This window comes from Sphingomonas sp. BK235, assembly GCF_004345855.1.
Taxonomy (GTDB): domain Bacteria; phylum Pseudomonadota; class Alphaproteobacteria; order Sphingomonadales; family Sphingomonadaceae; genus Sphingomonas.
On sequence record NZ_SLXN01000007.1, the window covers coordinates 150,078 to 170,490 of the forward strand.

General features: G+C 69.4%; 18 protein-coding genes. 13 read left to right on the top strand and 5 right to left on the bottom strand.

Annotation, left to right across the window (positions count from 1 at the left end; genetic code table 11):
• Together EV292_RS17430 and EV292_RS17435 are read left to right on the top strand one after the other, a co-directional pair.
• Positions 1–3,084: an efflux RND transporter permease subunit gene (locus EV292_RS17430; protein ID WP_132910517.1), complete on the top strand. Its 3,084-nt coding sequence runs from the start codon at positions 1–3 to the stop codon at positions 3,082–3,084.
• Between the two features lie 3 nt (positions 3,085–3,087).
• On the top strand, positions 3,088–4,533 hold the full coding sequence (locus EV292_RS17435) for a TolC family protein (RefSeq protein WP_132910518.1): 1,446 nt from the start codon (positions 3,088–3,090) through the stop codon (positions 4,531–4,533).
• Positions 4,534–4,552: 19 nt separating this feature from the next.
• Here the strand turns inward: EV292_RS17435 and EV292_RS23365 are convergent, their stop codons facing one another.
• Positions 4,553–4,915, bottom strand: coding sequence for a hypothetical protein (locus EV292_RS23365; RefSeq protein ID WP_207913472.1), 363 nt, complete (start codon positions 4,913–4,915; stop codon positions 4,553–4,555).
• A 61-nt stretch (positions 4,916–4,976) separates the two neighbouring features.
• Here EV292_RS23365 and EV292_RS23370 point away from each other — a divergent pair, with 61 nt between their 5' ends.
• The 6 genes from EV292_RS23370 (at position 4,977) to EV292_RS17465 (ending at position 14,539) form a co-directional block, all read left to right on the top strand.
• Complete coding sequence (locus tag EV292_RS23370) at positions 4,977–6,020, top strand: 4-hydroxyphenylacetate 3-hydroxylase C-terminal domain-containing protein (protein ID WP_279432435.1); 1,044 nt, start codon at positions 4,977–4,979, stop codon at positions 6,018–6,020.
• Positions 6,021–6,225: 205 nt separating this feature from the next.
• Positions 6,226–6,933 carry an ATP-binding cassette domain-containing protein gene (locus EV292_RS17445; protein ID WP_243693836.1) on the top strand — a complete coding sequence of 236 codons (708 nt, stop codon included), beginning with the start codon at positions 6,226–6,228 and terminating at the stop codon, positions 6,931–6,933.
• Positions 6,930–8,360, top strand: a complete 1,431-nt coding sequence (locus tag EV292_RS17450) for a DUF3526 domain-containing protein (protein ID WP_132910520.1) — start codon at positions 6,930–6,932, stop codon at positions 8,358–8,360. Before EV292_RS17445 ends, EV292_RS17450 begins: the two co-directional genes overlap by 4 nt.
• Positions 8,357–9,712, top strand: a complete 1,356-nt coding sequence (locus tag EV292_RS17455; protein ID WP_132910521.1) for a DUF3526 domain-containing protein — start codon at positions 8,357–8,359, stop codon at positions 9,710–9,712. Before EV292_RS17450 ends, EV292_RS17455 begins: the two co-directional genes overlap by 4 nt.
• Before the next feature lie 336 nt (positions 9,713–10,048).
• Positions 10,049–13,210 carry an alpha-L-rhamnosidase gene (locus EV292_RS17460; protein WP_132910522.1) on the top strand — a complete coding sequence of 1,054 codons (3,162 nt, stop codon included), beginning with the start codon at positions 10,049–10,051 and terminating at the stop codon, positions 13,208–13,210.
• A gap of 285 nt (positions 13,211–13,495) precedes the next feature.
• Positions 13,496–14,539, top strand: a complete 1,044-nt coding sequence (locus EV292_RS17465; RefSeq protein WP_279432436.1) for a rod shape-determining protein — start codon at positions 13,496–13,498, stop codon at positions 14,537–14,539.
• 129 nt (positions 14,540–14,668) lie between these two features.
• Here the strand turns inward: EV292_RS17465 and EV292_RS17470 are convergent, their stop codons facing one another.
• Positions 14,669–14,866 carry a hypothetical protein gene (locus EV292_RS17470; protein WP_132910523.1) on the bottom strand — a complete coding sequence of 66 codons (198 nt, stop codon included), beginning with the start codon at positions 14,864–14,866 and terminating at the stop codon, positions 14,669–14,671.
• A gap of 77 nt (positions 14,867–14,943) precedes the next feature.
• On the opposite strand from EV292_RS17470, the gene EV292_RS17475 reads away from it, so the two are divergent.
• A complete protein-coding gene (locus tag EV292_RS17475; protein ID WP_207913464.1) occupies positions 14,944–15,243 on the top strand; it encodes a hypothetical protein in 300 nt (99 codons plus the stop codon).
• A 111-nt stretch (positions 15,244–15,354) separates the two neighbouring features.
• Here EV292_RS17475 and EV292_RS17480 read toward each other — a convergent pair whose 3' ends face one another.
• The 3 genes from EV292_RS17480 to EV292_RS22740 form a co-directional block, all read right to left on the bottom strand.
• A complete protein-coding gene (locus EV292_RS17480) occupies positions 15,355–16,014 on the bottom strand; it encodes an OmpA family protein (protein WP_132910524.1) in 660 nt (219 codons plus the stop codon).
• Positions 16,011–17,828: a sodium:proton antiporter gene (locus EV292_RS17485; RefSeq protein ID WP_132910525.1), complete on the bottom strand. Its 1,818-nt coding sequence runs from the start codon at positions 17,826–17,828 to the stop codon at positions 16,011–16,013. The genes EV292_RS17480 and EV292_RS17485 overlap by 4 nt, the downstream gene beginning before the upstream one ends.
• A 65-nt stretch (positions 17,829–17,893) precedes the next feature.
• Positions 17,894–18,052: a hypothetical protein gene (locus EV292_RS22740; RefSeq protein ID WP_165927165.1), complete on the bottom strand. Its 159-nt coding sequence runs from the start codon at positions 18,050–18,052 to the stop codon at positions 17,894–17,896.
• A 50-nt stretch (positions 18,053–18,102) separates the two neighbouring features.
• On the opposite strand from EV292_RS22740, the gene EV292_RS17490 reads away from it, so the two are divergent.
• The 4 genes from EV292_RS17490 (at position 18,103) to EV292_RS17500 (ending at position 20,174) form a co-directional block, all read left to right on the top strand.
• A complete protein-coding gene (locus tag EV292_RS17490; RefSeq protein ID WP_132910526.1) occupies positions 18,103–18,516 on the top strand; it encodes a response regulator in 414 nt (137 codons plus the stop codon).
• Between the two features lie 711 nt (positions 18,517–19,227).
• Entirely contained in the window at positions 19,228–19,623 is a 396-nt protein-coding gene (locus EV292_RS17495) for a hypothetical protein (RefSeq protein ID WP_132910527.1), read from the top strand.
• Positions 19,620–19,793: a hypothetical protein gene (locus EV292_RS22745; RefSeq protein WP_165927166.1), complete on the top strand. Its 174-nt coding sequence runs from the start codon at positions 19,620–19,622 to the stop codon at positions 19,791–19,793. Before EV292_RS17495 ends, EV292_RS22745 begins: the two co-directional genes overlap by 4 nt.
• A 180-nt stretch (positions 19,794–19,973) precedes the next feature.
• The gene (locus EV292_RS17500) at positions 19,974–20,174 is read left to right on the top strand and encodes a hypothetical protein (protein ID WP_132910528.1); all 201 of its coding nucleotides are present in this window, start codon (positions 19,974–19,976) and stop codon (positions 20,172–20,174) included.
• The last annotated feature ends 239 nt before the right edge of the window (positions 20,175–20,413 follow it).

Genomic DNA, 20,413 nt, shown 5'->3' on the forward strand with positions numbered 1-20,413 from the left:
ATGCGCGTCACCGATCTCTTCATCCGGCGGCCGATCCTGTCGATCGTCGTCAGCCTGCTGATCCTGATGGTGGGAGTGAGCGCGCTGTTCGCCCTGCCGATCCGGCAATATCCCGACCTCCAGAGCGCGACCATCACGGTCGACACGCTGTTCCCGGGCGCGACGCAGGACGTGATGCAGGGTTTCGTCACCCAGCCGATCGCGCAGTCGATCGCGACCGCCAGCGGCATCGAATATCTGACCTCCACCTCCACGATGGGGCACAGCCAGGTCAAGGCGAAGCTGGTGCTCAACGCCGATTCCGATCGCGCGCTCACCGAGATCCTCGCCAAGGTGCAGCAGGTCAAATACCGGCTGCCGCAGGGCGCCTATGATCCGGTCATCTCCCGGATCACCGACGGTGCCTCGGCGGTGCAATATATCGCGGTCACCGGCGACGGCTACACACCGTCGCAACTGGCGGATTTCGTCAGCCGCATCGCGCAGCCGCTGCTGACCTCGATCCGCGGCGTCGCCTCCGTCCACGTCGCGGGGGGAAGCGGGCTGGCGATGCGGATCTGGCTCGATCCGGTGAAGCTCGCCGCGCGCAACCTCTCCGCGTCGGACGTGGCGGCGGCGCTGCGCGCCAACAACGTCCAGGCCGCGCCGGGCCGGCTCGACGGCGGTCTGACGGTGACCGACATCGCCGCGGCGACCGATCTGCGCAGCCTCGACGACTTCCGGCGGCTGGTGCTCAAGACGGGACGCGACGGGCTGGTACGGCTCGGTGACGTCGCCGCGGTCGAGATCGGTGGTCAGAGCTACGACAGTTCGGCCTGGTCCAAGGGGAAGCGCGCGGTCATCGTGGCGATCACGCCGACGCCGAACGGCAACCCGCTCGAGATCGTCAAGGCGGCCAACACGCTCATCCCGCAGATCCAGCGCGCGGCACCGCCGGGCATGACCGTCACCAGTACGTTCGACGTCGCGCATTTCGTCAACGCGTCGATCGACGAGGTCGAACATACGCTGATCGAGGCGATCGTGATCGTCGTTCTCGTGATCTTCCTGTTCCTGGGCTCGGTGCGTGCCGTCGTCATCCCGGTAGTGACGATCCCGCTCTCGCTGGTCGGCACGGCGGCGCTGATGTTCGCGTTCGGCTTCTCGCTGAACCTGCTGACGCTGCTCGCCATGGTGCTGGCGATCGGCCTGGTGGTCGATGATGCGATCGTGGTGGTCGAGAACATCCATCGCCATATCGAGGAGGGGCTTGCTCCCTTGGACGCGGCGCTCGTCGGCGCGCGCGAGATCGTCGCGCCGGTGATCGGCATGACCCTGACGCTGGCGGCGGTTTACGCACCGATCGGGCTGATGAGCGGCCTCACCGGCACGCTCTTCCGCGAATTCGCCTTCACGCTGGCCGGATCGGTCGCGGTGTCGGGGCTGATCGCGCTGACGCTCTCGCCGATGATGAGCTCGGTGCTTCTCAGGCCGAGGACCGACGAGGGCGGCCTCGCCCAGCGGATCGAGCATTTGTTCGAGCGCGTGTCGGCGCGTTACGCCCGAGCGCTCGCGCGCACGCTCGGCGCGCGGTCGCTGGTGCTCGCGGTTGCCGCGATCATGCTGGCCGGCGTGCTGGTCCTTTTCCTCGGGGCCGAGCGGGAGTTGGCGCCCCAGGAGGATCAGGGATATGTGTTCACCGCGGTCCGGGCGCCGCAATATGCCAGCATCCGCTACACCGACGGCGTCTCCGCGCAGATGGAGCGACTGTTCCGGACCTTGCCGGAATATGCGGGGAGCTTCTTCACCAACGGGGCCGATGGGCAGAACCGGGGTTTCGGCGGCGTCGTCCTGCGCGACTGGGGCGAGCGCGGCCGTTCGGCGACCGCGATCCAGGGCCAGCTCTTCGGCATGGTCAACGGCGTCCACGACGCCGCCGTCACCCCGTTCCAGCCGGCGCCGCTGCCCGCCGCGAGCATCGGTCTGCCCTTCCAGATGGTGCTGCGCTCGCCCGCGGACATCGCCATCCTCCACCACGACATGGAGGAGCTCAAGGCCGCGGCGTGGCGGAGCGGGCTGTTCGTGTTCGTCGACAGCGATCTCGCCTTCGACAATCGTTCCGCGCGCATCCACATCGACGCCGCCAAGGCGGGCGAGGTCGGCGTGTCGATGCAGGCGATCGCCGATACGCTGGCAACGCTCGTCGGCGAGAATTACGTCAACCGGTTCAACTATCACGATCGCGCCTATGACGTGATCCCGCAGGTGCGCGGTGCCGATCGGCTCACGCCCGAGAGTCTCGGCCGCTACCAGGTGCGGACCAAGGCGGGGGCGATGGTGCCGCTCTCCACCGTTATCACGGTCGACCTGAAGCCTGGCGCCAATCTGCTGCCGCAATTCAACCAGCAGAACAGTGCGACGCTGTCCGCGGTGCTCCGCCCTGGCGTGACCATGGGCCAAGCGGTGGCCTTCATGGCCGCGCAGCCGCTCTCGCCGGGCGTGTCGATCGACTGGATGGCGGACAGCCGCCAATATGTGCAGGAGGGCAACCGCCTGATCGTATCGTTCGGGCTCGCGCTGATCGTGATCTTCCTCGTTCTCGCCGCGCAATATGAGAGCTTCCGCGACCCGCTGGTGATCCTCATCACCGTGCCGCTGGCGATCTGCGGCGCGCTGCTCCCGCTCTATCTCGGCTTCACGACGCTCAACATCTACACGCAGATCGGGCTGGTGACGCTGATCGGCCTGATCTCCAAGCACGGCATCCTGATGGTCGCCTTCGCCAACGACGCGCAACGGCGCGACGGGCTCGACCGCGCGGGAGCGATCGTCGAGGCGGCGCGCGTCCGCATGCGGCCGGTGCTGATGACCACGGCGGCGATGGTGGCCGGCCTCGTTCCTCTTCTCTTCGCGGGCGGCGCGGGCGCCGCGAGCCGCTTCGCGATCGGCATCGTGGTCGTGATGGGCATGCTGGTCGGCACGCTCTTCACCCTGTTCGTCCTACCCAGCTTCTACACGCTGCTGGCGCGGGATCACCGCGCCCATCCGCACGGGGAGACGCCGCCGGTCGAGCACGCCGGTCCCCTTGCCCCGGCTGGAGTCTGATCCATGAGAACGTCGATCCCGGTGCTCCTGCTCGGCGCCTCGCTGGCCGCCTGCGCCGCCGGCCCCGATTACGCGCCACCCGCCATCCCGGCGACGGCGACGGGCGCGTTCGTGGGGAAGGCGCCCGACGTGGTCGCCGAGGGCGAGCCCGAGACGCGCTGGTGGCGCCTCTACGACGATCCACGCCTCGACGCGATCGTCGCGACCGCCCTGGCGCACAACGCCGACCTCCGCGTCGCCGTCGCCAACCTGAGCGCCGCCGAGGCCGTGCTGGCCGAAGCCCGCGACGGGCGTATGCCGCAGACCGCGGTCGCCGCCAGTTCGGTCTACGGTCGCCGCCAGCCCCCGCTGTTTCTGGGGGGCGATCGGCTCGTCTATGGCGGCGGGGCGCAGCTGTCGTACGAGGCCGATCTCGTCGGGCGCGTGGCGCGGACGATCGAAGCGGCGCGCGCCGACGCGGAGGCGGAGGCGTTCGCGCGCGCCGCGGTGCAGGTGCGCATCGTGTCGGCGGTGACCGGCGCCTATCTGTCGGCCTGCACCGCGGCGCAGGCAGCTGCGGTCATCCGCTCCTCGATCGCGCTCGCCACCGAGCGCGCGCGGATCGTCGATCGGCAGGAACGTGCCGGCTCGCTCGCCACGCTCGACGTGGCGCGCGCCGAGGCACAGCTCGCCGAGACGCGCGCACAGCTGGCACCCGTCGAGAATGCGCGTGCGGCCGCGCTGTTCGAACTGGCCGCGCTGTCGGGGCTTTCCCCGGCGCAGGTGCCGCAGGAGGCCGCACGCTGCGATTCGCCTCCCGAACCGCAGGGGCCGATCAGGATCGGCGACGGGGCCAGCCTGCTCCGCCGCCGCCCCGACGTGGCGCAGGCCGAGCGCCGGCTCGCTGCCGCCACGGCGCGGATCGGTGTCGCCGTCGCCGATCTGTACCCGCGGCTGACGATCGGCGGAAACCTGTCCCGGACGGGCGGCGACGGCATCGGTGCCGGTCGCGGGTTCGCCTTCGGCATCGGGCCCGCGCTGTCGCTGTCCTTTCCCCATAGCGGCGCCGCGCGCGCGCGGGTCCGGCAGGCGCGTGGCCGCGCCGAAGCGGCGCTCGCCGTGTTCGACGGCACGATCGTCACGGCGCTCAAGGAGGTCGAGCAGGCGTTGGCGGCCGATCGGGCCGCGATCGACCGTCAGGCCGCGCTCGCCGCGTCGGAGCGGCGCGCCGACCAGGCGTTCCGCCTCGCCGACCAGCGCTACCGCGCCGGATCGATCGCCTATATCGACTCCCTCGTCGCGCAGGGCGAGCTGGTGAGGCTCCGCCTCGCGCGCACCGAGGCGGACCGGGCGGTGGCGTTCGCCCGGGTCGACCTCTTTCGCGCGCTCGGCAGCGGGCAGGACGCGACCGATCATCCCCGTATCGATCTCGCCGCGCGGGACGGCGCGACGACCATCAGCGAACGATGAGGCAGCGATCATGTCGAACTCAGCCGGGCAGCGTGACTATCTGAAGGATGGTGCGACCTTCAAGGAGTCGCTCCGTGATGGCCGGACCGTGATCTACCAGGGAGAGACGGTCGACGATGTCACCACCCATTTCGCGACGGCCGGGGGCATATCCCAGATCGCGGAGATCTATGACGAGCAGTTCAACGGAGAGCGCGACGCGCTCCTGACCTATCGGCGGCCAGACGGTCAGCTGGCCTCGTCGGCGTACATGCCGCCGCGAAACAAGCAGGATCTGATCCTGCGACGCGACGCGATCCGTTACGTCGCTCAGAAGACCTGGGGCACCCATTGCCGCAGCATCGACATGATCGCCAGCTTCGCCGTCGGCATGCTGGGGCATTTGCCGAGCTTTCGGAAGATGTGTCCCGACTATGCCGAGAACATCGCCGCCTATCACGATTATGCGGAACGTCACGGCCTGTACCTGTCCGAGACGATCGTCGACCCGCAGGGATATCGCGCGCGCGCAAGGGACCGCGGCACAGCTCGCCCCGCCCGAGCGTGCGGTCATGCGCATCGTGAGGGAGAGCGCGGAGGGAATATGGATCAGCGGGATCAAGGGCGTCGGCACCGTGGCGCCGCAGTCCAACGAGATTTTCGTCGGCAGCCTCAATCCGCCGGCGCCCGACGAAGCCTTCTGGGCCTATGTTCCTGCCAACGCCGATGGGGTCAAGATCTTCTGCCGCGAGATCGTCTCGCGCCCCGGTGCGTCGGCCTATGATCACCCGCTCACATCGAAGGGAGAGGAGGCGGAGGCGATGGTCGTCTTCGACAACGTCTTCGTTCCGCGATGGCGCATCATGGCGGCGAAGGTTCCCGAGCTCGCCACCGCCGGGTTCTTCAATCGCTGGACGTCTTACAGCCATTGGTACACCTTGGTGCGGCTGGAGACCAAGGCCGACCTCTACGCCGGGCTCGCCAAGGTGATCATGGAGGTGCTCGGACTCGAGCATATCCCCCTCGTGCGCCAGCGCGTCAGCGAGATCGTGCAGTTCGCGGAGATCCTGCGCGGCATGTCGCTCGCGTCGATCGAGACCGCCGACATCTCGGACGGTGGATTGCTGCTTCCTGGATCGAACGCGCTGGCCGCGGGGCGGGTCTTCGCGATGGAGAAGCTGCCGCGTGTGCTGCATCTGCTCCGCGAATTGTGCGGGCAGGGGCTGATCTTGCGGTTCGAGCGTCACGATCTCGAGGCGGAGGCGACGTTCGGCGAGAAGTTCTCGTGGTTCCTCGACACGCAGCGTGTCACCGCCGAGCAGAAGAACCTGCTGATGAACCTGGTGTGGGATGTCGCCGCCAGCGAGCATTCGGTGCGCGCGTTGGTGTTCGAGGAGCAGCACGCCTTGAGTGAGCCGCTCCTGCGCGACCGCCTGGTCCTGGACTATGATTATGCGGAGAGTGCGAGCCTCGTGCGCCGGACCGTGGGATTGGAGATGATCCAATAGGTGACGCCCGCGGTCGCCGCCGGCACGGCGCGACCTCGCCAGATCGACATGCCGGGTCATCGGCGATCGGCGTGAGCGTGTGCGCCGTCACCGCGACTCATCAATCCCATAATATAACATCACTAGCGTTTCGTTCGGTGGTGACGATCACGAAGGATGGAGAATGGGAGAACAGGCGTCGACGGCTCGCTCGCACGATGCGGCTGTGCTTCAGATCGAGCACGTCACGGCCGGCTATGGCGGGCGGACGGTGCTCCGGTCGCTCGACCTGGCCGTGCGCGCGGGCGAACTCTACGCGCTGCTCGGCGGTAACGGCGCGGGGAAGACGACCACGTTGAACCTGTTGCTGGGCTTCGTCGCGCCGACCGCCGGGGTCGTCCGGGTCGCCGGCGTCGATCCCGTCAGTCACCCTGCCGCGGCACGCCGCTTGCTCGGCTACATTCCGGAGCGGGTGGTCCTCTACGAACATCTCACCGCGCGGGAGAATGTCGCCTATCTCCTCGACCTCGCCGGTGAGCAGGGCGACAGGGCGACGATCGACGCCGCGCTCGCCGCCGCAGGCCTGGACCGGGCCGCGTTCGACCGCCGCGTCGGCGGCTTCTCCAAAGGCATGCGTCAGAAGGTGGCGATCGCGCTGGCGATCGCGCGGAGCGTGCCCGCGCTGCTCCTCGACGAGCCGACCTCCGGGCTCGACCCCCGCGGCAGCGCCGGTTTCGGGCAGCTGCTCGCCACCTTGCGCGCGCGGGGCGTGGCCATCCTGATGGTGACGCACGATCTCTTGGCCGCCGCCGAGATGGCCGACCGCATCGGCTTCCTCGCGTCCGGGCGGCTGACCGAAGAGGTCGCCGCCGCCGGTGCGGCGCGCTTCGACGTGCGCGACGTCTATCGCCGCTACGCCGGGGACGTCGCATGAGCGTCGCGCGGCGCGTGGCGCGCGAGGAATGGCGCTGGCTGGCGCGCGGCCGCGTCGCGCTGCTCGGTGTCGTGCTGCTGACGATCCTGAGCGCGGTCGCGGCCGTGACCGCGCATGATCAACGGCGTGTCGCGCAGGCCGAGCGGTCGCGTTATCAGGCGGAGGCGAACCGCCAGTTCGCGAACCAGCCCGACCGCCACCCGCATCGCGTCGCGCATTACGGCCATCTCCTGTTCCGCCCGCTCGATCCGCTGGCGGCGTTCGACCCGGGCATCGATCCCTTCACGGGCAGCCTCCTGTTTCTCGAGGCGCATCGCCGGAACGAAGCCGATTTCGGCGACGTCCGGCAATCCTCGCTGCTGGTGCGGTTCGGACAGCTGACCCCCGCCTTCGTCCTGCAGATGCTGGCCCCGCTGCTGCTGATCTTCGTCGGTCATGCCACGATCGCGCGCGAGCGCGCGTCGGGTATGATGCGGGTGATGCTGGCGCAGGGAGTGCCCGCGACGCGGCTGGTCGCGGGAAAGCTGGTCGCGTTGGGGGGCGTGGCGGCGGTCATCCTGGCGCCCGCTGCGCTCGCGCTGGTGTGGATCGGCCTTCACGGCCAGGTGCCGACACTAAGGCTGCTCGCGCTCGCCGCCGGCTATGCGCTGTGGCTGGCGATCTGGGTGGCGGCGGTGGTGCTCGCCTCCGCGCTCGCGCGGCGCGGCAGCGAGGCGCTCCTCGCACTGCTGGCGATATGGAGCCTCTCGGTCATCGTCGCACCCAGGGTGGTGCCGGTGCTGGCCAACCGTCTCGTGACGGTGCCGACGCGCGTAGAGGCCGAGGTCGCGGTCGCTCGCGATCTCGCCAGGTTGGGCGATCCGCACGATCCCACGGGTGCGCGCTTCCTCCGCTTCCGCGACGCGACGTTGAACCATTATGGGGTCGCCCGGATCGAGGATCTGCCGGTCAACTTCCGCGGGCTGATCGCAATGGAGAGCGAGCGTCAGTCGAGCGCCTTGTTCGATCGCTATGCGGCGGCGATCGCCGATCGTCAGGCGCGGCAGGTTCGGCTCGTCGACCGGCTCGGCCTGTTCTTCCCGGTGCTGGCACTGCGTGAGCTGTCGATGGCGGCGGCGGAGACCGATCTGGCGGCCTATCGACGTTTCCTGGATCAGGGCGAGGTCTATCGCTACACTCTGGTGCAGGGGCTCAATCGGCTCGAGGCGGAGCGGCTGCGCTACGCCGACGATATCGATCCGACCAAGGAGAACCGCCTGTCGCGCGTGCATTGGCAACGCGTGCCGGCGTTCCACTTCGATCCCGCCGCGGCGGCCGATACGCTGGGGCGGGTCGCCCCGGCGGGTGCCGTCCTGCTGGGATGGTTGCTGCTGCTCGGCGCGCTGGTCGCGGCGGCGACGCGACGTCTGACGGGAGACGCGCGATGACCTGGCTTCGTCACGAATGGCGTCTGCTGTGGCGCTCGCCGCTCTGTGTCGCGGCGCTCGCGCTGACGCTGGCACTGAGCGCGTCGTCGGTCTGGTCGGGTCTGCGCGAGGTGGCCCGCCAGCGCGAGGCGATCGCCCGCCTTGTCCCGCTCGCCGAGCAGGACACGGCAGCGGTCGCGGCGCGCTTTCCCCACAGCCCGACCGCGGGCGAGCCGGCCTATTTCACTTATTATCCGACGTGGGATCCGCCGTCCGCGACCGCCTTCATGGCGACGGGATTTCGTGACGTCGCCCCCTCGGTGCTGCGCGTGCGTGCGCTCGGGCTCCACGCGCAGCTTTACGACGGCGAGACATTGAACCCGGAGCTGGCATTGCCGGGCAGCTTCGATTTCGCCTTCGTCCTGGTCTATCTCGCGCCGCTCATCGTCGTCGTCCTGCTCCACGACCTGGTCGCCGAGGAGCGGCGGTCGGGACGTCTGCCGCTCGTGCTGGCGCTCGCGGGAGCGTCGGGTGGATTGTGGCGGCGACGCGCGGCGCTTCGGTTGGCGGCGATCGTGTGGTGTCTGATCGCGCCTCTGATCGCCGGTGCGGTCGTCGCCGGGGCGCCGACCGGATCGGTCGCCGTCGTCGTGGCGGCGGTGGTGGCCTATGTCGCTTTCTGGGCCGGCGTGGCATCGATCTTCGCGGTGCGCCTCGGTGCGGTGGCGAGCGCCACCGCGTCGATGGCGGTCTGGGCCGTCCTGACGCTGATCCTGCCGGCGGTCGCCGGGATCGTCGTGACGCGCGCCATCCCGGTACGCCAGGGCGTGGCGCTGATGATGGCCCAGCGCCAGGCGGTACACGGTGCCTCCGACCGACCGATCGAGGAATCGATGCGGCGCTTCTCCGCACATCATCCCGGCTGGGGACGCGACGCGCCGTCGCCGCCGGGCTTCCAGTGGAAGTGGCTCTTCGTGTTTCACCAGAACGCGGACGATGAGGTCGCCGACGAAGCGATCGCCTATCGTGCGGGTCTGCTGGCGCGGCAGGGCTGGACGACGCGGCTGGGCTGGATATTGCCCGGGATCGGGGCGCAGACGGTGTTGCACCGCGTCGCCGACACCGATCTGGCGGCGCAGCTTGCCTATCAGGATCGGATCGTCGCTTTCCACCGGCGGCTGCTGGCCTTCTATTATCCGTATCTGTTCAACGATCGACCGTTCGGTACCGCCGATTTCGCGAAGCGCCCCGCCTTCACGCCGGACAGATCGCCGGCAACGGCCGGGATCGGCGACGGGGCGGGACTGTTGCTGATCGGCGCGCTGACGTTCGCCGCGGGTATGGCGCGGCTCGGGCGGGTCCGGGCGACATGATCGCGGCCGCGGGAGAGCGCGGCCGCCGACGTCACGGCCGTGGGCGGCGCCGGAGCGTCGATCGCTCGCACCCATCCTAGGCGGGGCGGGGGCAGGTCGTGGTGGTTCGGCAGCTCCCGTCGACCGCGACCCTTGTCCGGCGGCCTCCCCCCTCGACGCTGACGCAGATCGACGCAGCATGAACTGGCGTTCCGCGGGCGTGGTCGGGTGAGCGCGGGATGATCTCCGCGTTTCGGGTCACGTGCCATGCCGCGCCCAGGCTCCGGGCGCGCTACCTGCGGACGGGTGAAAAAGATGGGGGCGAGCCCGCGTGGCGCCTTCGATGGGGTGAGGGTCATGCCGAAGCGACGTTCCGTTCTGCTGGGGGCCGGGGCCGGCTTCGCGCTGCTGCCGATGCGCGAAGGGGTGTTCGCCGCCACGACCGATAGCCCGGCCTGGTCCGTCGACGGCCTGCTCGTCGACGGGCTGCGCGACCCGATGGGGTTGCACGAGATGCAGCCGCGGCTGTCGTGGCAGCTTCGGTCGAGCCGCCGCGGGGCACGCCAGACGGCGTGGCGCATCGGCGTCGCCTCGTCGCGCCGCGCCGCGGCGGCGGGGCAGTTCGACTTGTGGGACAGCGGACGGACCGCGGGCGAGACATGTTTCGACGTCGCTTATGCCGGCCGCCGCCTGGTCGCGCGTCAGCGCGTCTGGTGGCGCGTGACGGCATGGGACGAGCGCGGGATCGCGGCGCGCTCGCCGATCGCATGCTGGGAGATGGGCCTGCTGGCCGCCAGCGACTGGTCGGCGTCATGGCTGTCGGCCGAGACGCCGCCGCAACGCGACGATCGCGACGTCGGGCTGGCGTGGCGCGCCGCGCCGATCGCGAAGCGCGGCGAGCGCCTCGCGTTCCGCCTCCGCTTCGATGCGCCGCAGGACGGTGAGCTGACCGCGCTGATCGGCTGCGACGGCTATTGCCGGGCGCGGCTCGACGCGAACGAGATCATCGCGCCGAAGCGCGGCAGCTGGGGACCGCCCGGCCCGCGCAGCGCGGTCGTGCCCGTCTCCGCGGGGACGCACACGCTGACGATCGAGACGCGTGCGGCGGGTGACGCGCCGGTCCGGGCCGCAGCGCTGCTGCGCGTGACGATGCCGGGCGGTCGGATCGTCCGCTACGGCGGTGAGGGTCTGGAATGCCGGACCGGCGCGGACGATGACGAGGCGGGCTGGGGGCCGACCAGCGCGGCGGCGGGGCAGGCGACGATGCCGGCGCGCGCGGCGACGCTGCTGCGCCGCGACTTTCGCGTCGATGGCCGCGTCGCCAGCGCGCGGCTCTATCTGACCGCGCTCGGCATGTACGAGGCCGAGCTCAACGGCGAGCGGCTCGACGACGCGCTGCTGCGGCCCGAATTCAGCGACTATCGCAAGCATTGCCTTTATGGCGTCGAGGATGTCGCGGACAGGCTGGTGCCCGGCGACAACGTCCTGGGCATCCACGTCGCGGATGGCTGGTATGGCAGCTATATCGGGCCGGACGGCCGCTTCTCCTACGGCGACCCGCCGCTGCGCCTCTTCGGTCAGCTCGAGATCCGCTATCATGACGGCCGCGTGCAGATCGTCGCGACCGGCCCGGGCTGGACGGTGGCGGAATCGCCCGTCATCAGCGCGACGATCTACGATGGCGAGCGCTATGACGCGCGGCGCGCGCCGATCGGCTGGAGCCGCCCCGGCTTTATCGCGGGGGCGGGCTGGTCGCCCGCGGTGGCGGCCGCCCCGGCGACCGCCGCCCTGGTAGCGGCGATCGTGCCGCCGATCCGGCGCAAGGAACGTCTGTCCGCGCGCTCGATCGTGATCCTACCCGACGGCGCCTCGGTGGTCGACTTCGGGCAGAACGCCGCCGGCTGGGCGCGGATCGTGCTGAGCGGGCGGCGCGGCCAGACCATCCGCCTGCGCTATGCCGAGCTGCTCAACCCGGATGGCAGCGTCGACCAGAGCAACCTGCGCGCCGCCGACGCCACCGATCACTACACCTTCGCGGGGGACGGGGTGGCGGAAAGCTACGAACCGCGCTTCACCTATCACGGCTTCCGCTACGTCCAGGTGGACGGCTTGGATCGCCCGATCACCGCTGCGGAGATCACGGGCGTGTCGATCCGCAGCGACCTGCCGGAGACCAGCGACCTGCGGCTCGGCAGCTATGTGCCGCAGCGCCTGTGGATCAACAGCCGCTGGAGCCAGCGGTCGAACTTCACCGGCATTCCCACCGATTGTCCGCAGCGCGACGAGCGGCTGGGCTGGACCGGCGACGCGCACGTTTTCTGGGACGCGGCCAGTTTCAACATGGATACCGCCGCCTTCACCCGGCGCTTCATGCGCGACATGCGCGACGCACAGCGCGACAATGGCGCCTATTCCGACATCGCGCCCGTCGCACGGCAGGACCATTTCAAGCCGGGTGCCTCGCCGGGCTGGGGCGATGCCGGCGTGGCGCTGCCATGGACGGTGTGGCAGCGGTATGGCGACACCGGCCTCATCGATCAGCATTGGGCGTCGATGGAGCGCTTCCTCGCGTCGATCCGCGCCAGCAATCCCGACCTGGTCTGGTCGAACGCGCGCGGCAAGGATTATGGCGACTGGCTCGCGCTCGACGCCAGGCACCCGGGCGATCCCACCACTCCCAAGGATCTGGTCGGCACGGCGTTCTGGAAAGCCGCGGCGGATCAGATGGCGGACATGGCGCGCGCGACGGCGCGAACGGTCGATAGGGAGCGCTATGCCGCTCTGGCCGTCGGGCTGGGCGCGGCGTTCCGGCGCACGTTCGTCCACGCCGATGGCACGATCGGCAATGGCTCGCAGACCGGCTATATCCTGGCGCTGCACTTCGGTCTGCTGGCGCCCGCGACGCGTGGCGATGCGGTGCGACATCTGGTGGCGGACATCAGACGCCGCGGCACCTTGCTGTCGACGGGCTTCCTCGGCACGCCCTACAGCCTCGACGTGCTGGCGGATGCCGGGGAGATCGGGCTGGTCTTCGATCTGCTGCTGCGCACCGATTATCCCTCCTGGGGCTATATGATCGCCAAGGGCGCGACGACCACCTGGGAGCGCTGGAACGGCGACGCGGGCGATCGATCGATGAACTCGTTCAACCATTATGCGCTGGGGGCGGTGGTCGGCTTCCTGTTCCGGCGCATCGCGGGGATCGCCCCGACCGCGCCGGGGTTCGCGCGTTTCGACGTTCGCCCGCTGTGCGATCCGCGCATGCCGTCCGCGGGCGCGACCTATGACGCGCGGATCGGTCGCATCAGCACGCGCTGGCAGCAGGAGCGCGGACGTTTCACGCTCGATCTGGCGGTGCCGGTCGGCAGCATCGCGCGCGTTTTCCTGCCCGCCGTGCGCGGCGCGCGCCTCCTGGAGAGCGGCACGGCGATCGGCGACCGCCTGGCCGTCGAGCAGCGCACCGCGCAGGAGGCGATCCTGCGCGCGCCGGCGGGCCGCTACCGTTTCGAGGTCGTCTGATCCACCTGGTGTGAACCAGCGGGGTACTCCTGCGGAGGCGGGAGCCCGTTTCGAGCGGGGTGAATCACAATCTAGTCGCCGAGCGCCTTGATCCTTCGCCGGCTCCGACCGGTTCGGGTCTTCCCGGCGGGGCGGATCGGCCAGCGCCCGCCCGGCGGTCGCCCTATCGGTCGGGCGCCGCCCGCCGCTGATCGCAAGCGCGTTGACGGCGCGAGAGAAAGAAGCAAGCCGCGCTAGACCTTTGCTGGCACTGCGCCGCCGGCATCATCGAAGAGAGCGGTGGCTGTGCGTTTATCATCGATCCTGGGACTCCGTTCGCACGACCTCGCCATCGATCTCGGCACGGTCAACACGCTGGTGCACGTCGCCGGACGCGGCATCGTCATCGACGAACCGTCCGTCGTCGCGGTGGAGGAGCGTGACGGCGTCACGCGCGTGCTCGCGGTGGGGGCCGACGCCAAGCTGATGATGGGGAAGACGCCCGAGCATATCCGCACCATCCGGCCGCTGCGCGACGGCGTGATCGCCGATCTCGACGTCGCCGAGCAGATGATCAAACATTTCATCGACAAGGTTCACGGCGGGCACAGTCGCTTCCAGCGCCGGCCAGCGATGGTCATCTCGATCCCGACGGGATCGACCCAGGTCGAGCGCCGCGCCATCCGCCAGGCGGCGCTCAGCGCGGGGGCGGCCGAGGTGCGGCTGATCGAGGAAGCGCTCGCCGCCGCGCTCGGCGCGGGGCTGCCGATCACCGCGCCGACGGGGTCGATGGTGGTCGATATCGGCGGGGGCACGACCGAGGTCGCGGTGCTCTCGCTGAGTGGCCTCGCCTATAGCAGCTCGGTCCGCGTCGGTGGCGACAAGCTGGACGACGCGATCGCCTCGCACGTGCGGCGGCGGCACAATCTCATGATCGGCGAGGCGACCGCCGAGCGGATCAAGATCACGATCGGTGCCGCCAGCCGGCCGCATGATGAAGCGGATCGGCAATTGCCGGTGAAAGGACGCGATCTCGTCAACGGCATACCCAAGGAGATCAGCATCTCGGAGTCCGAGATCGCCGATGCGCTCGGCGACCTGGTCGGTCAGATCGTCGAGACCGTGCTCAGGACGCTCGGCCATATCAAGCCCGAGCTCGCCGCCGACGTGGTCGAGCAGGGCATCGTGATGACCGGCGGGGGCGCGTTGCTGCGACGGCTCGACGACGTGCTCAGCGCGGCGACCGGGCTTCCCGTGGTGATCGCCGACTCGCCGCTGCTCTGCGTCGCGGTCGGCGCCGGCATGGCGCTCGAAGATCCGCTCCTGCGCGACGCGCTGTCGCAGGGCTGACGGGACGTCGGCCGCGGCGCGCGGGTTCCGGGCTGGCGGGGCAGGGGTGCAAGGGTGAAGGCCGTGCCGCCGCCCTCCGGATGCGGAGGACTCACGCTCACCCCGCGGCCGCCACGGCGCGGCGAGCGATCAGAGCGACAGTTGCCGTCGCTCGAGTTCCGCATAGGCATAGGCCGCCAGCAGTGTCTCGCGTCGCTCGCGATAGATGTCGGCGATATCGAGCAGATCCTCATCGTCGAGCGTCACGATCGATGCCCGGATGGCGGCCAGGTCCCTTCGCGCGCGCGCGTCCTGGCCGGCGAGGCGCTTCTTTTTCAGTCGGAGCATGTTGCCGCCGTACCATGCTTTGGCGCAATCGCGTACACCGGATGATCCGGTTGTCGTCCTTGCGGAGGGAGAGCCACATGAGCGACGATGACGCGATCGACCTTCGCCGCGTGGATCTGCCGCCGGGTGCTGGGGGTCCGCTCACGGCCGTGTGGCATGGGGTGCGCGGCGAATGGGACACGGCGCACATCCTCGTGCAAGACGATCCCACGGCAGCGGCTGCGTGGGTCCACGCCTGGCTTCATCGCATCGAGGGTGACGATGCCAATGCCGGTTACTGGTATCGCCGCGCGCGTCGCCCGGTGCCCGGCGGATCCACGGAGGCCGAGGCGCAGGCGATCGCCGCGGCGCTGATGCGCGACGAACCGAACGGCTAGGATCCCCTGCCGGTTCGTCCCGGCACGTGGGAGGATGGGGAGGGGATGCGCCGCTCACCGGGCGTCGATGCGTTCGCTAAGGCCCTCGCTGTCCGGTCGAGGCAAACGCCATCAACCTTCCGCGTTCTGGCCCTCGGGCTGACCTCCCGTGTCGACGGGGGCGTCGCCATCGGCCGGCGCCGTGGCGGGGAGGGCGACGTGTAGCTCGACGCGACGGTTCCGGGCACGCGCCGCGGGATCGTCGCGGCCGTCCGGCAGAGCGTTGGGCACGAGCGGCGTCGTCTCACCCAGCGCGATGACCGTCATGCGGGCGGGATCGATGCCCTTCGCGGCGAGATAGGCGCGGACGACCTCCGCGCGGCGGCGCGAGGCGCGCAGGTTGGCGCTGTCGCTGCCGCGCGAGTCGCTGTGACCGCGCAGCGTGATCGCGCCCCCGGCCTGCACCGCTGGCCCGGCGGCCAGCTCGTCGAGCATCGCCTTGGCCTCGTCAGTCAGCCCTTTGCCCTCCTCGTCGAAGCCCAGCACCGCGTCGATCGGGCGCAGCGAGGGCTCCTCGGGGACGGGCTCGGCGACCTCGGGGCGAAGGATCGATTTGGCCGGCGCCGCCGACTCGTTCCCCGACGCGCCCGGCGACGGGGCGATCGGGGCCGCGGTGCCGACGTCATTGCCGACATCGTTGCCGATGTCGCGCTGGGGCGGTGAGGAGCAGGCGGGCACGCCCAGGCATAGCCCCAACGCCGTCACGACGATCCCGACACGCACTCCGCTCATACGTCCATCTCCTGCTGTACCCGGCGCGGGCCGGTCGGCGGACCGAAACTGATGATCGTGTCGCCCGACTGCGGGATAGGCCGGCTGGCATGCGAGAAAAAGCGCAACGGACCGCCCTTGCGAAGGAGCAGCAGCATGTCGGCCTCGTCCGCCAGGTCGGCGCGCGCGGTCTCATAGTCGAACTTGTCGGTGATCCGCGTCTTGCGGAACGCCCAGCCGTCGGCGACGCGGCGGACGATCTCCTCGACGCCGTGGCCGCTGGCGAAGAGTGCCCGCCCCCGCAGCGAGGCGGGCAGCGCGCGGATATCGTCGTCATGCGTGCCGGCACCGAGCTGATACACGTTGTCCCGTCCGAGTTCCGGGGCGAATTCGTTGCAGACCAACGCGTTATAAGCCTCGTTGTCGGTCGTGGCGACGAGCACCTGAAAGCGTGAGAGGTCGAGCCGGTCCTCGGTCGCCTCTGCGAGGATCTCGCCGTGATAGGTGTCGACTCCCGCGCGCCGCGCCGGTGCGAGCCGCTGCCAGCTCGTGTCGCAGATCGTGACCGGGACGTCGAGCTGGCGCAGCTGGCTCGCCAGCGCGACGCTCCACGGGGTCGCGCCGACGATCAGCAGCCCGCGTTCGGTCGCCCCCGTCACCTTGAGCAGTCGCGCCACCGCACCGATCGAGAAGCCGTGCGCGACGATCGTCGCCACCACCACGGCGAAGGACAAAGTGACCAGGATCGAGCCGTCGTCATAGCCCAGATTGCCCAGCCGCAGCGCGAACAGGCCCGAGATCGCCACAGCGACGATACCCCGCGGCGCGATCCACGCCACCAGCAGCCGCTCGTTCCAGGGGATGGGCGTGAAGGCGAGGCTGAGCAGCACCGTCGCCGGCCTGACCAGGAACAGCAACGCCAGCAGGAAGGCGAGGAAGCGCCACTCGAAGCGCTCGAGCACGCCCAGGTTGAGTGTCGCCGACAGGAGGACGAACACGCCCGAGATCAGCAGGACGGTGACATTCTCCTTGAACGGGTGGATGTCGCGCAGCGAGTCGAGCCGCAGGTTCGCGAGCGCCACGCCCATCACCGTGACCGCGAGGAGCCCGGTCTCCTGCTGCACCAGGTTGGACAGCACGAAGGTACCGATCACCGCCACCAGCAGGACCGGCGCCTTGAGATATTCGGGGACATGGCCACGCGGGAACGCCCAGGCGATCGCGCGCGCCGCGCCATAGCCGATCAGCCCGGACACGATGCTGGCGGCGAGCAGCGACAGCAGCAGCTGGGGGATCGTCACCCCTTCGCCGGCGCGGCGGAGATATTCGTAGGTGACGACGCCGCACAGCGCGCCGATCGGGTCGTTGACGATCGCTTCCCATTTGAGGATCGCGCGTGGCCGCGCGGCGATGTTGCTCTGCCGCAGCAGCGGCAGCACGACCGTTGGCCCGGTCACGACGAGGATGCCCGCGAAGAGGATCGCGACCGGCCACACCAGCCCGCCGATATAATAGCAGGCGAGCGCGCCGAGCAGCCATCCGACGGGCACCCCGACCACCAGCAGGCGGGACACCGCGCCGCCGGTGCGGCGCAGCTCGCGGAAGTTGAGGCTGAGCCCCCCCTCGAACAGGATGATCGCCACCGCGACCGACACCAAGGGTTCGAGCAGGTCGCCGAAGGTATGGTGCGGGTCGATCAGGCCGGTCACCGGGCCGGCGACGACGCCGGCGACGAGCATCAGCGCGATCGCCGGCCAGCCGGTGCGCCACGCCACCCATTGTGCGCCGATGCCCAGCGCGCCGATCAGCGCGATGACGAGAGCTTGCTGTTCCATCGCGGTCGCATACGCGTGATGGCGCGGAAAGGAACCGTGCTGCTGCGGGAAAGGCCGTTCTGCGGCTACGCGATCCGGCGCGGCGAGACGTCGGGGACGGCGTTGATCGCCGCTTCGATCGCTACTACGATGGTGCCGGGTTCATCGGATGGACGTGGCGCCTGCGGGTCGCAGCATGGCCGTTCGATGCCAGTTCGGATCGAGCAATCGTCGCTGACGCTCATCTACTATGCTATCCTCATCAATGCTTTACAACGATTGAGGAGAGGGCGACGTGGCGGACACGGCGGCGTTTATCCTCCTGGTTGAGGATGATCCTGACATCAGCGCGATCACCACGATCGCGCTGCATCTTGACCCCGGCTTCACGGTCACGTCGATGCGCACCGCCACCGACGCGCTCCAGCACCTGCGGCTCTGTCCGAGACCGGACCTGATCCTGGTCGACAACAACCTACCCGACATGGAAGGCGTGTCGCTCGTCAACGCCATCGCCGCGTTGCTCGAGGAGCCGCCGCCGATCGCCTTCATCACCGCCGCCCATCGAGCAGCCGACCGGCAGAGGTTCGAGGCCGCCGGCGCCGCGGGCGTGATCGCGAAACCGTTCGATCCGATCGGCCTGGCCGCCGAGGTGCGCGCGTTGCTGTCGCGAGCCGGGGCGGTTCACGCCGACCGATCGACGCGCTGACCGAAGCCCCTTGAGCTTTGGGACGAACGGCCCAGCAGCGCCATCACTGCCGGGCCGAGGGCGTCATCCCGCGAGATCAGGCGAGTTGTTGCGGCCGGTCGGCTTTGGACACATCGTGTCCCATTCTGCGCCGGACACGAGATCGAGACACTCGAAGTTACTGGCGCTCGGCGCTCCGGCGATACCACAATGAGGTGCCGCGCTCACCTGTAAAGGGCTGGTTGCTGTTGCCGTATCGGGAAGGGTCGGGGGCGGCCTTCGTCGCTCTGGGCGCGGTAAGTATTTGTCGCGAGCGCGAGACGCGGAACGATCTCGCGGGCCGTTCCGACCGTCTTTCGAAAGCATCAGGCCGCAAGCCGGTCGGAGCTCGTGCGACGCGGATCATCACTTCGCCGCATACCCGTCCCATGCAGAAGGCTGCCTGAGGGTTCAGGAGCGTGTCGAGTGAAGCGAAGTCCACGCAGCAACCCCGTTCGGTCGGCCGCGTCCCACCGGGTCGCGGCGTGAACCTCGCGATGCGCCGCGTGTAAGGCTCACGTAAGCTCGCGACGTCAGGGACGACGCGTCGAGCGCCGCCGGCGCGAGTCCAGACGAACTACTCCCGCGCGGTGACGGCGTCTGCGTTCACGCGGCATCGCACATGGGCGGCGCAATCCCGGCCGGATCGAGGGCCATTCCGCGATGAGAGCCCGCAGGCACAAGAGAAGAGCAGTGAAGGTGACGTTGATGCTACGTGTCGCGCTCGGGCTTGCCGTGTCGCTGACCTTCTATCTGGCTTTGACGCCTGGTCCCGCCGGGAAGGTCATCGCCGACGGTACCACCCGCCACATGCTCGCGTTTCTCGTGCTGCCGTGGCTGACCATGCTGGCGTATCCGCGTCTCTCGCCCGTTCGGATCTTGGTGGCTCTCGCCCTCTTCGGCGGGGTGATCGAAGTCGCGCAGCTCCTCATGGACGTCGGACGGCACGGATCATGGCTCGACTGGCTGCTGGACGTCGCGACCATCGCTGTGGCGGTGTCGTGCGGCCATCATGCCCGATCCTGGCTGCGGGCGAGGGGGCGACGGCGATCGCCATCGAACACCGCGACGGGCACCCTGGGCGGATGATCGTCAGGGCAGCGATCCTGGCGGCGCTCGCCATCGTTCTGACGATATTGGGTCTGACGGGTGCTGCGGGCTTGATGTTGGGGCTCGCCAAGGCTGTCGCGTCCATCGCGGTCGTGATCGCTGCGCTGTTGACGATCGTCAGCATCATCATCGTGACACGGCCCCGGTAGAAACGAGGGAGCGCTTCGCGTCCGAGCTGCTCGCTCGTCGCCCCGGCCGACGATACCGGGGCTTATCCGAGCCGATCCTGTCAGAAAAACTTTGTCACCGGCGAGCTAATCGTCGGCCGCACGCCGATCATAGATCTCGCATCGCGTCGACACCACGTGCGGAAAAACGGAGGCAGGCTGATGACGATACGAGGGCTCTCTGTGTGGTTTGCCGTGGCAGGCGGTCTCCTGGCGATCCTCGTCGCGGTCGATCGACCGCAGTGGTTCGGGCTGGAAGCGTCCGCGACGGGGATCGAAAGTCGCGCTCCCACGATGGCGGCCGGTGAAGCCAGCCGCTCGGCGCCGTGGAAGATCGACCGGCAGGGGACGACCGAACGCTGAGACGCGACGTCACGGTACGTCCCGCGGACGCATGATCCGATCGTAGCGCGGCAAGCGCCTACGGAGCGCGGTTCCGCCGGCTCCGCCTGTTCGATCAAGGCGGGTTGCCCGCGCTCTCCCATGATGCGATGAACGGATTCGGGTGCCTGATCGCTCGATCAGGCAGGTTCTCACGTTGGTCGGGCCGCCAGCGACGTGACCTGTTGCCCGGAGCATCGGCTTGCCCGATCATAATTGCC

Excerpts from the sequence above, each read along its gene's own strand:
- EV292_RS17435 (WP_132910518.1), top strand. The coding sequence starts at position 3,088 with ATGAGAACGTCGATCCCGGTGCTCCTGCTCGGCGCCTCGCTGGCCGCC.
- EV292_RS17430 (WP_132910517.1), top strand. The coding sequence starts at position 1 with ATGCGCGTCACCGATCTCTTCATCCGGCGGCCGATCCTGTCGATCGTC.
- EV292_RS17450 (WP_132910520.1), top strand. The coding sequence starts at position 6,930 with ATGAGCGTCGCGCGGCGCGTGGCGCGCGAGGAATGGCGCTGGCTGGCG.
- EV292_RS17475 (WP_207913464.1), top strand. The coding sequence starts at position 14,944 with ATGAGCGACGATGACGCGATCGACCTTCGCCGCGTGGATCTGCCGCCG.
- EV292_RS17460 (WP_132910522.1), top strand. The coding sequence starts at position 10,049 with ATGCCGAAGCGACGTTCCGTTCTGCTGGGGGCCGGGGCCGGCTTCGCG.
- EV292_RS17470 (WP_132910523.1), bottom strand. The coding sequence starts at position 14,866 with ATGCTCCGACTGAAAAAGAAGCGCCTCGCCGGCCAGGACGCGCGCGCG.
- EV292_RS17485 (WP_132910525.1), bottom strand. The coding sequence starts at position 17,828 with ATGGAACAGCAAGCTCTCGTCATCGCGCTGATCGGCGCGCTGGGCATC.
- EV292_RS17455 (WP_132910521.1), top strand. The coding sequence starts at position 8,357 with ATGACCTGGCTTCGTCACGAATGGCGTCTGCTGTGGCGCTCGCCGCTC.
- EV292_RS17480 (WP_132910524.1), bottom strand. The coding sequence starts at position 16,014 with ATGAGCGGAGTGCGTGTCGGGATCGTCGTGACGGCGTTGGGGCTATGC.
- EV292_RS23370 (WP_279432435.1), top strand. The coding sequence starts at position 4,977 with ATGCGGAACGTCACGGCCTGTACCTGTCCGAGACGATCGTCGACCCGC.
- EV292_RS23365 (WP_207913472.1), bottom strand. The coding sequence starts at position 4,915 with ATGCCCCAGCATGCCGACGGCGAAGCTGGCGATCATGTCGATGCTGCG.
- EV292_RS22745 (WP_165927166.1), top strand. The coding sequence starts at position 19,620 with ATGATCGTCAGGGCAGCGATCCTGGCGGCGCTCGCCATCGTTCTGACG.
- EV292_RS17500 (WP_132910528.1), top strand. The coding sequence starts at position 19,974 with ATGACGATACGAGGGCTCTCTGTGTGGTTTGCCGTGGCAGGCGGTCTC.
- EV292_RS22740 (WP_165927165.1), bottom strand. The coding sequence starts at position 18,052 with ATGAGCGTCAGCGACGATTGCTCGATCCGAACTGGCATCGAACGGCCA.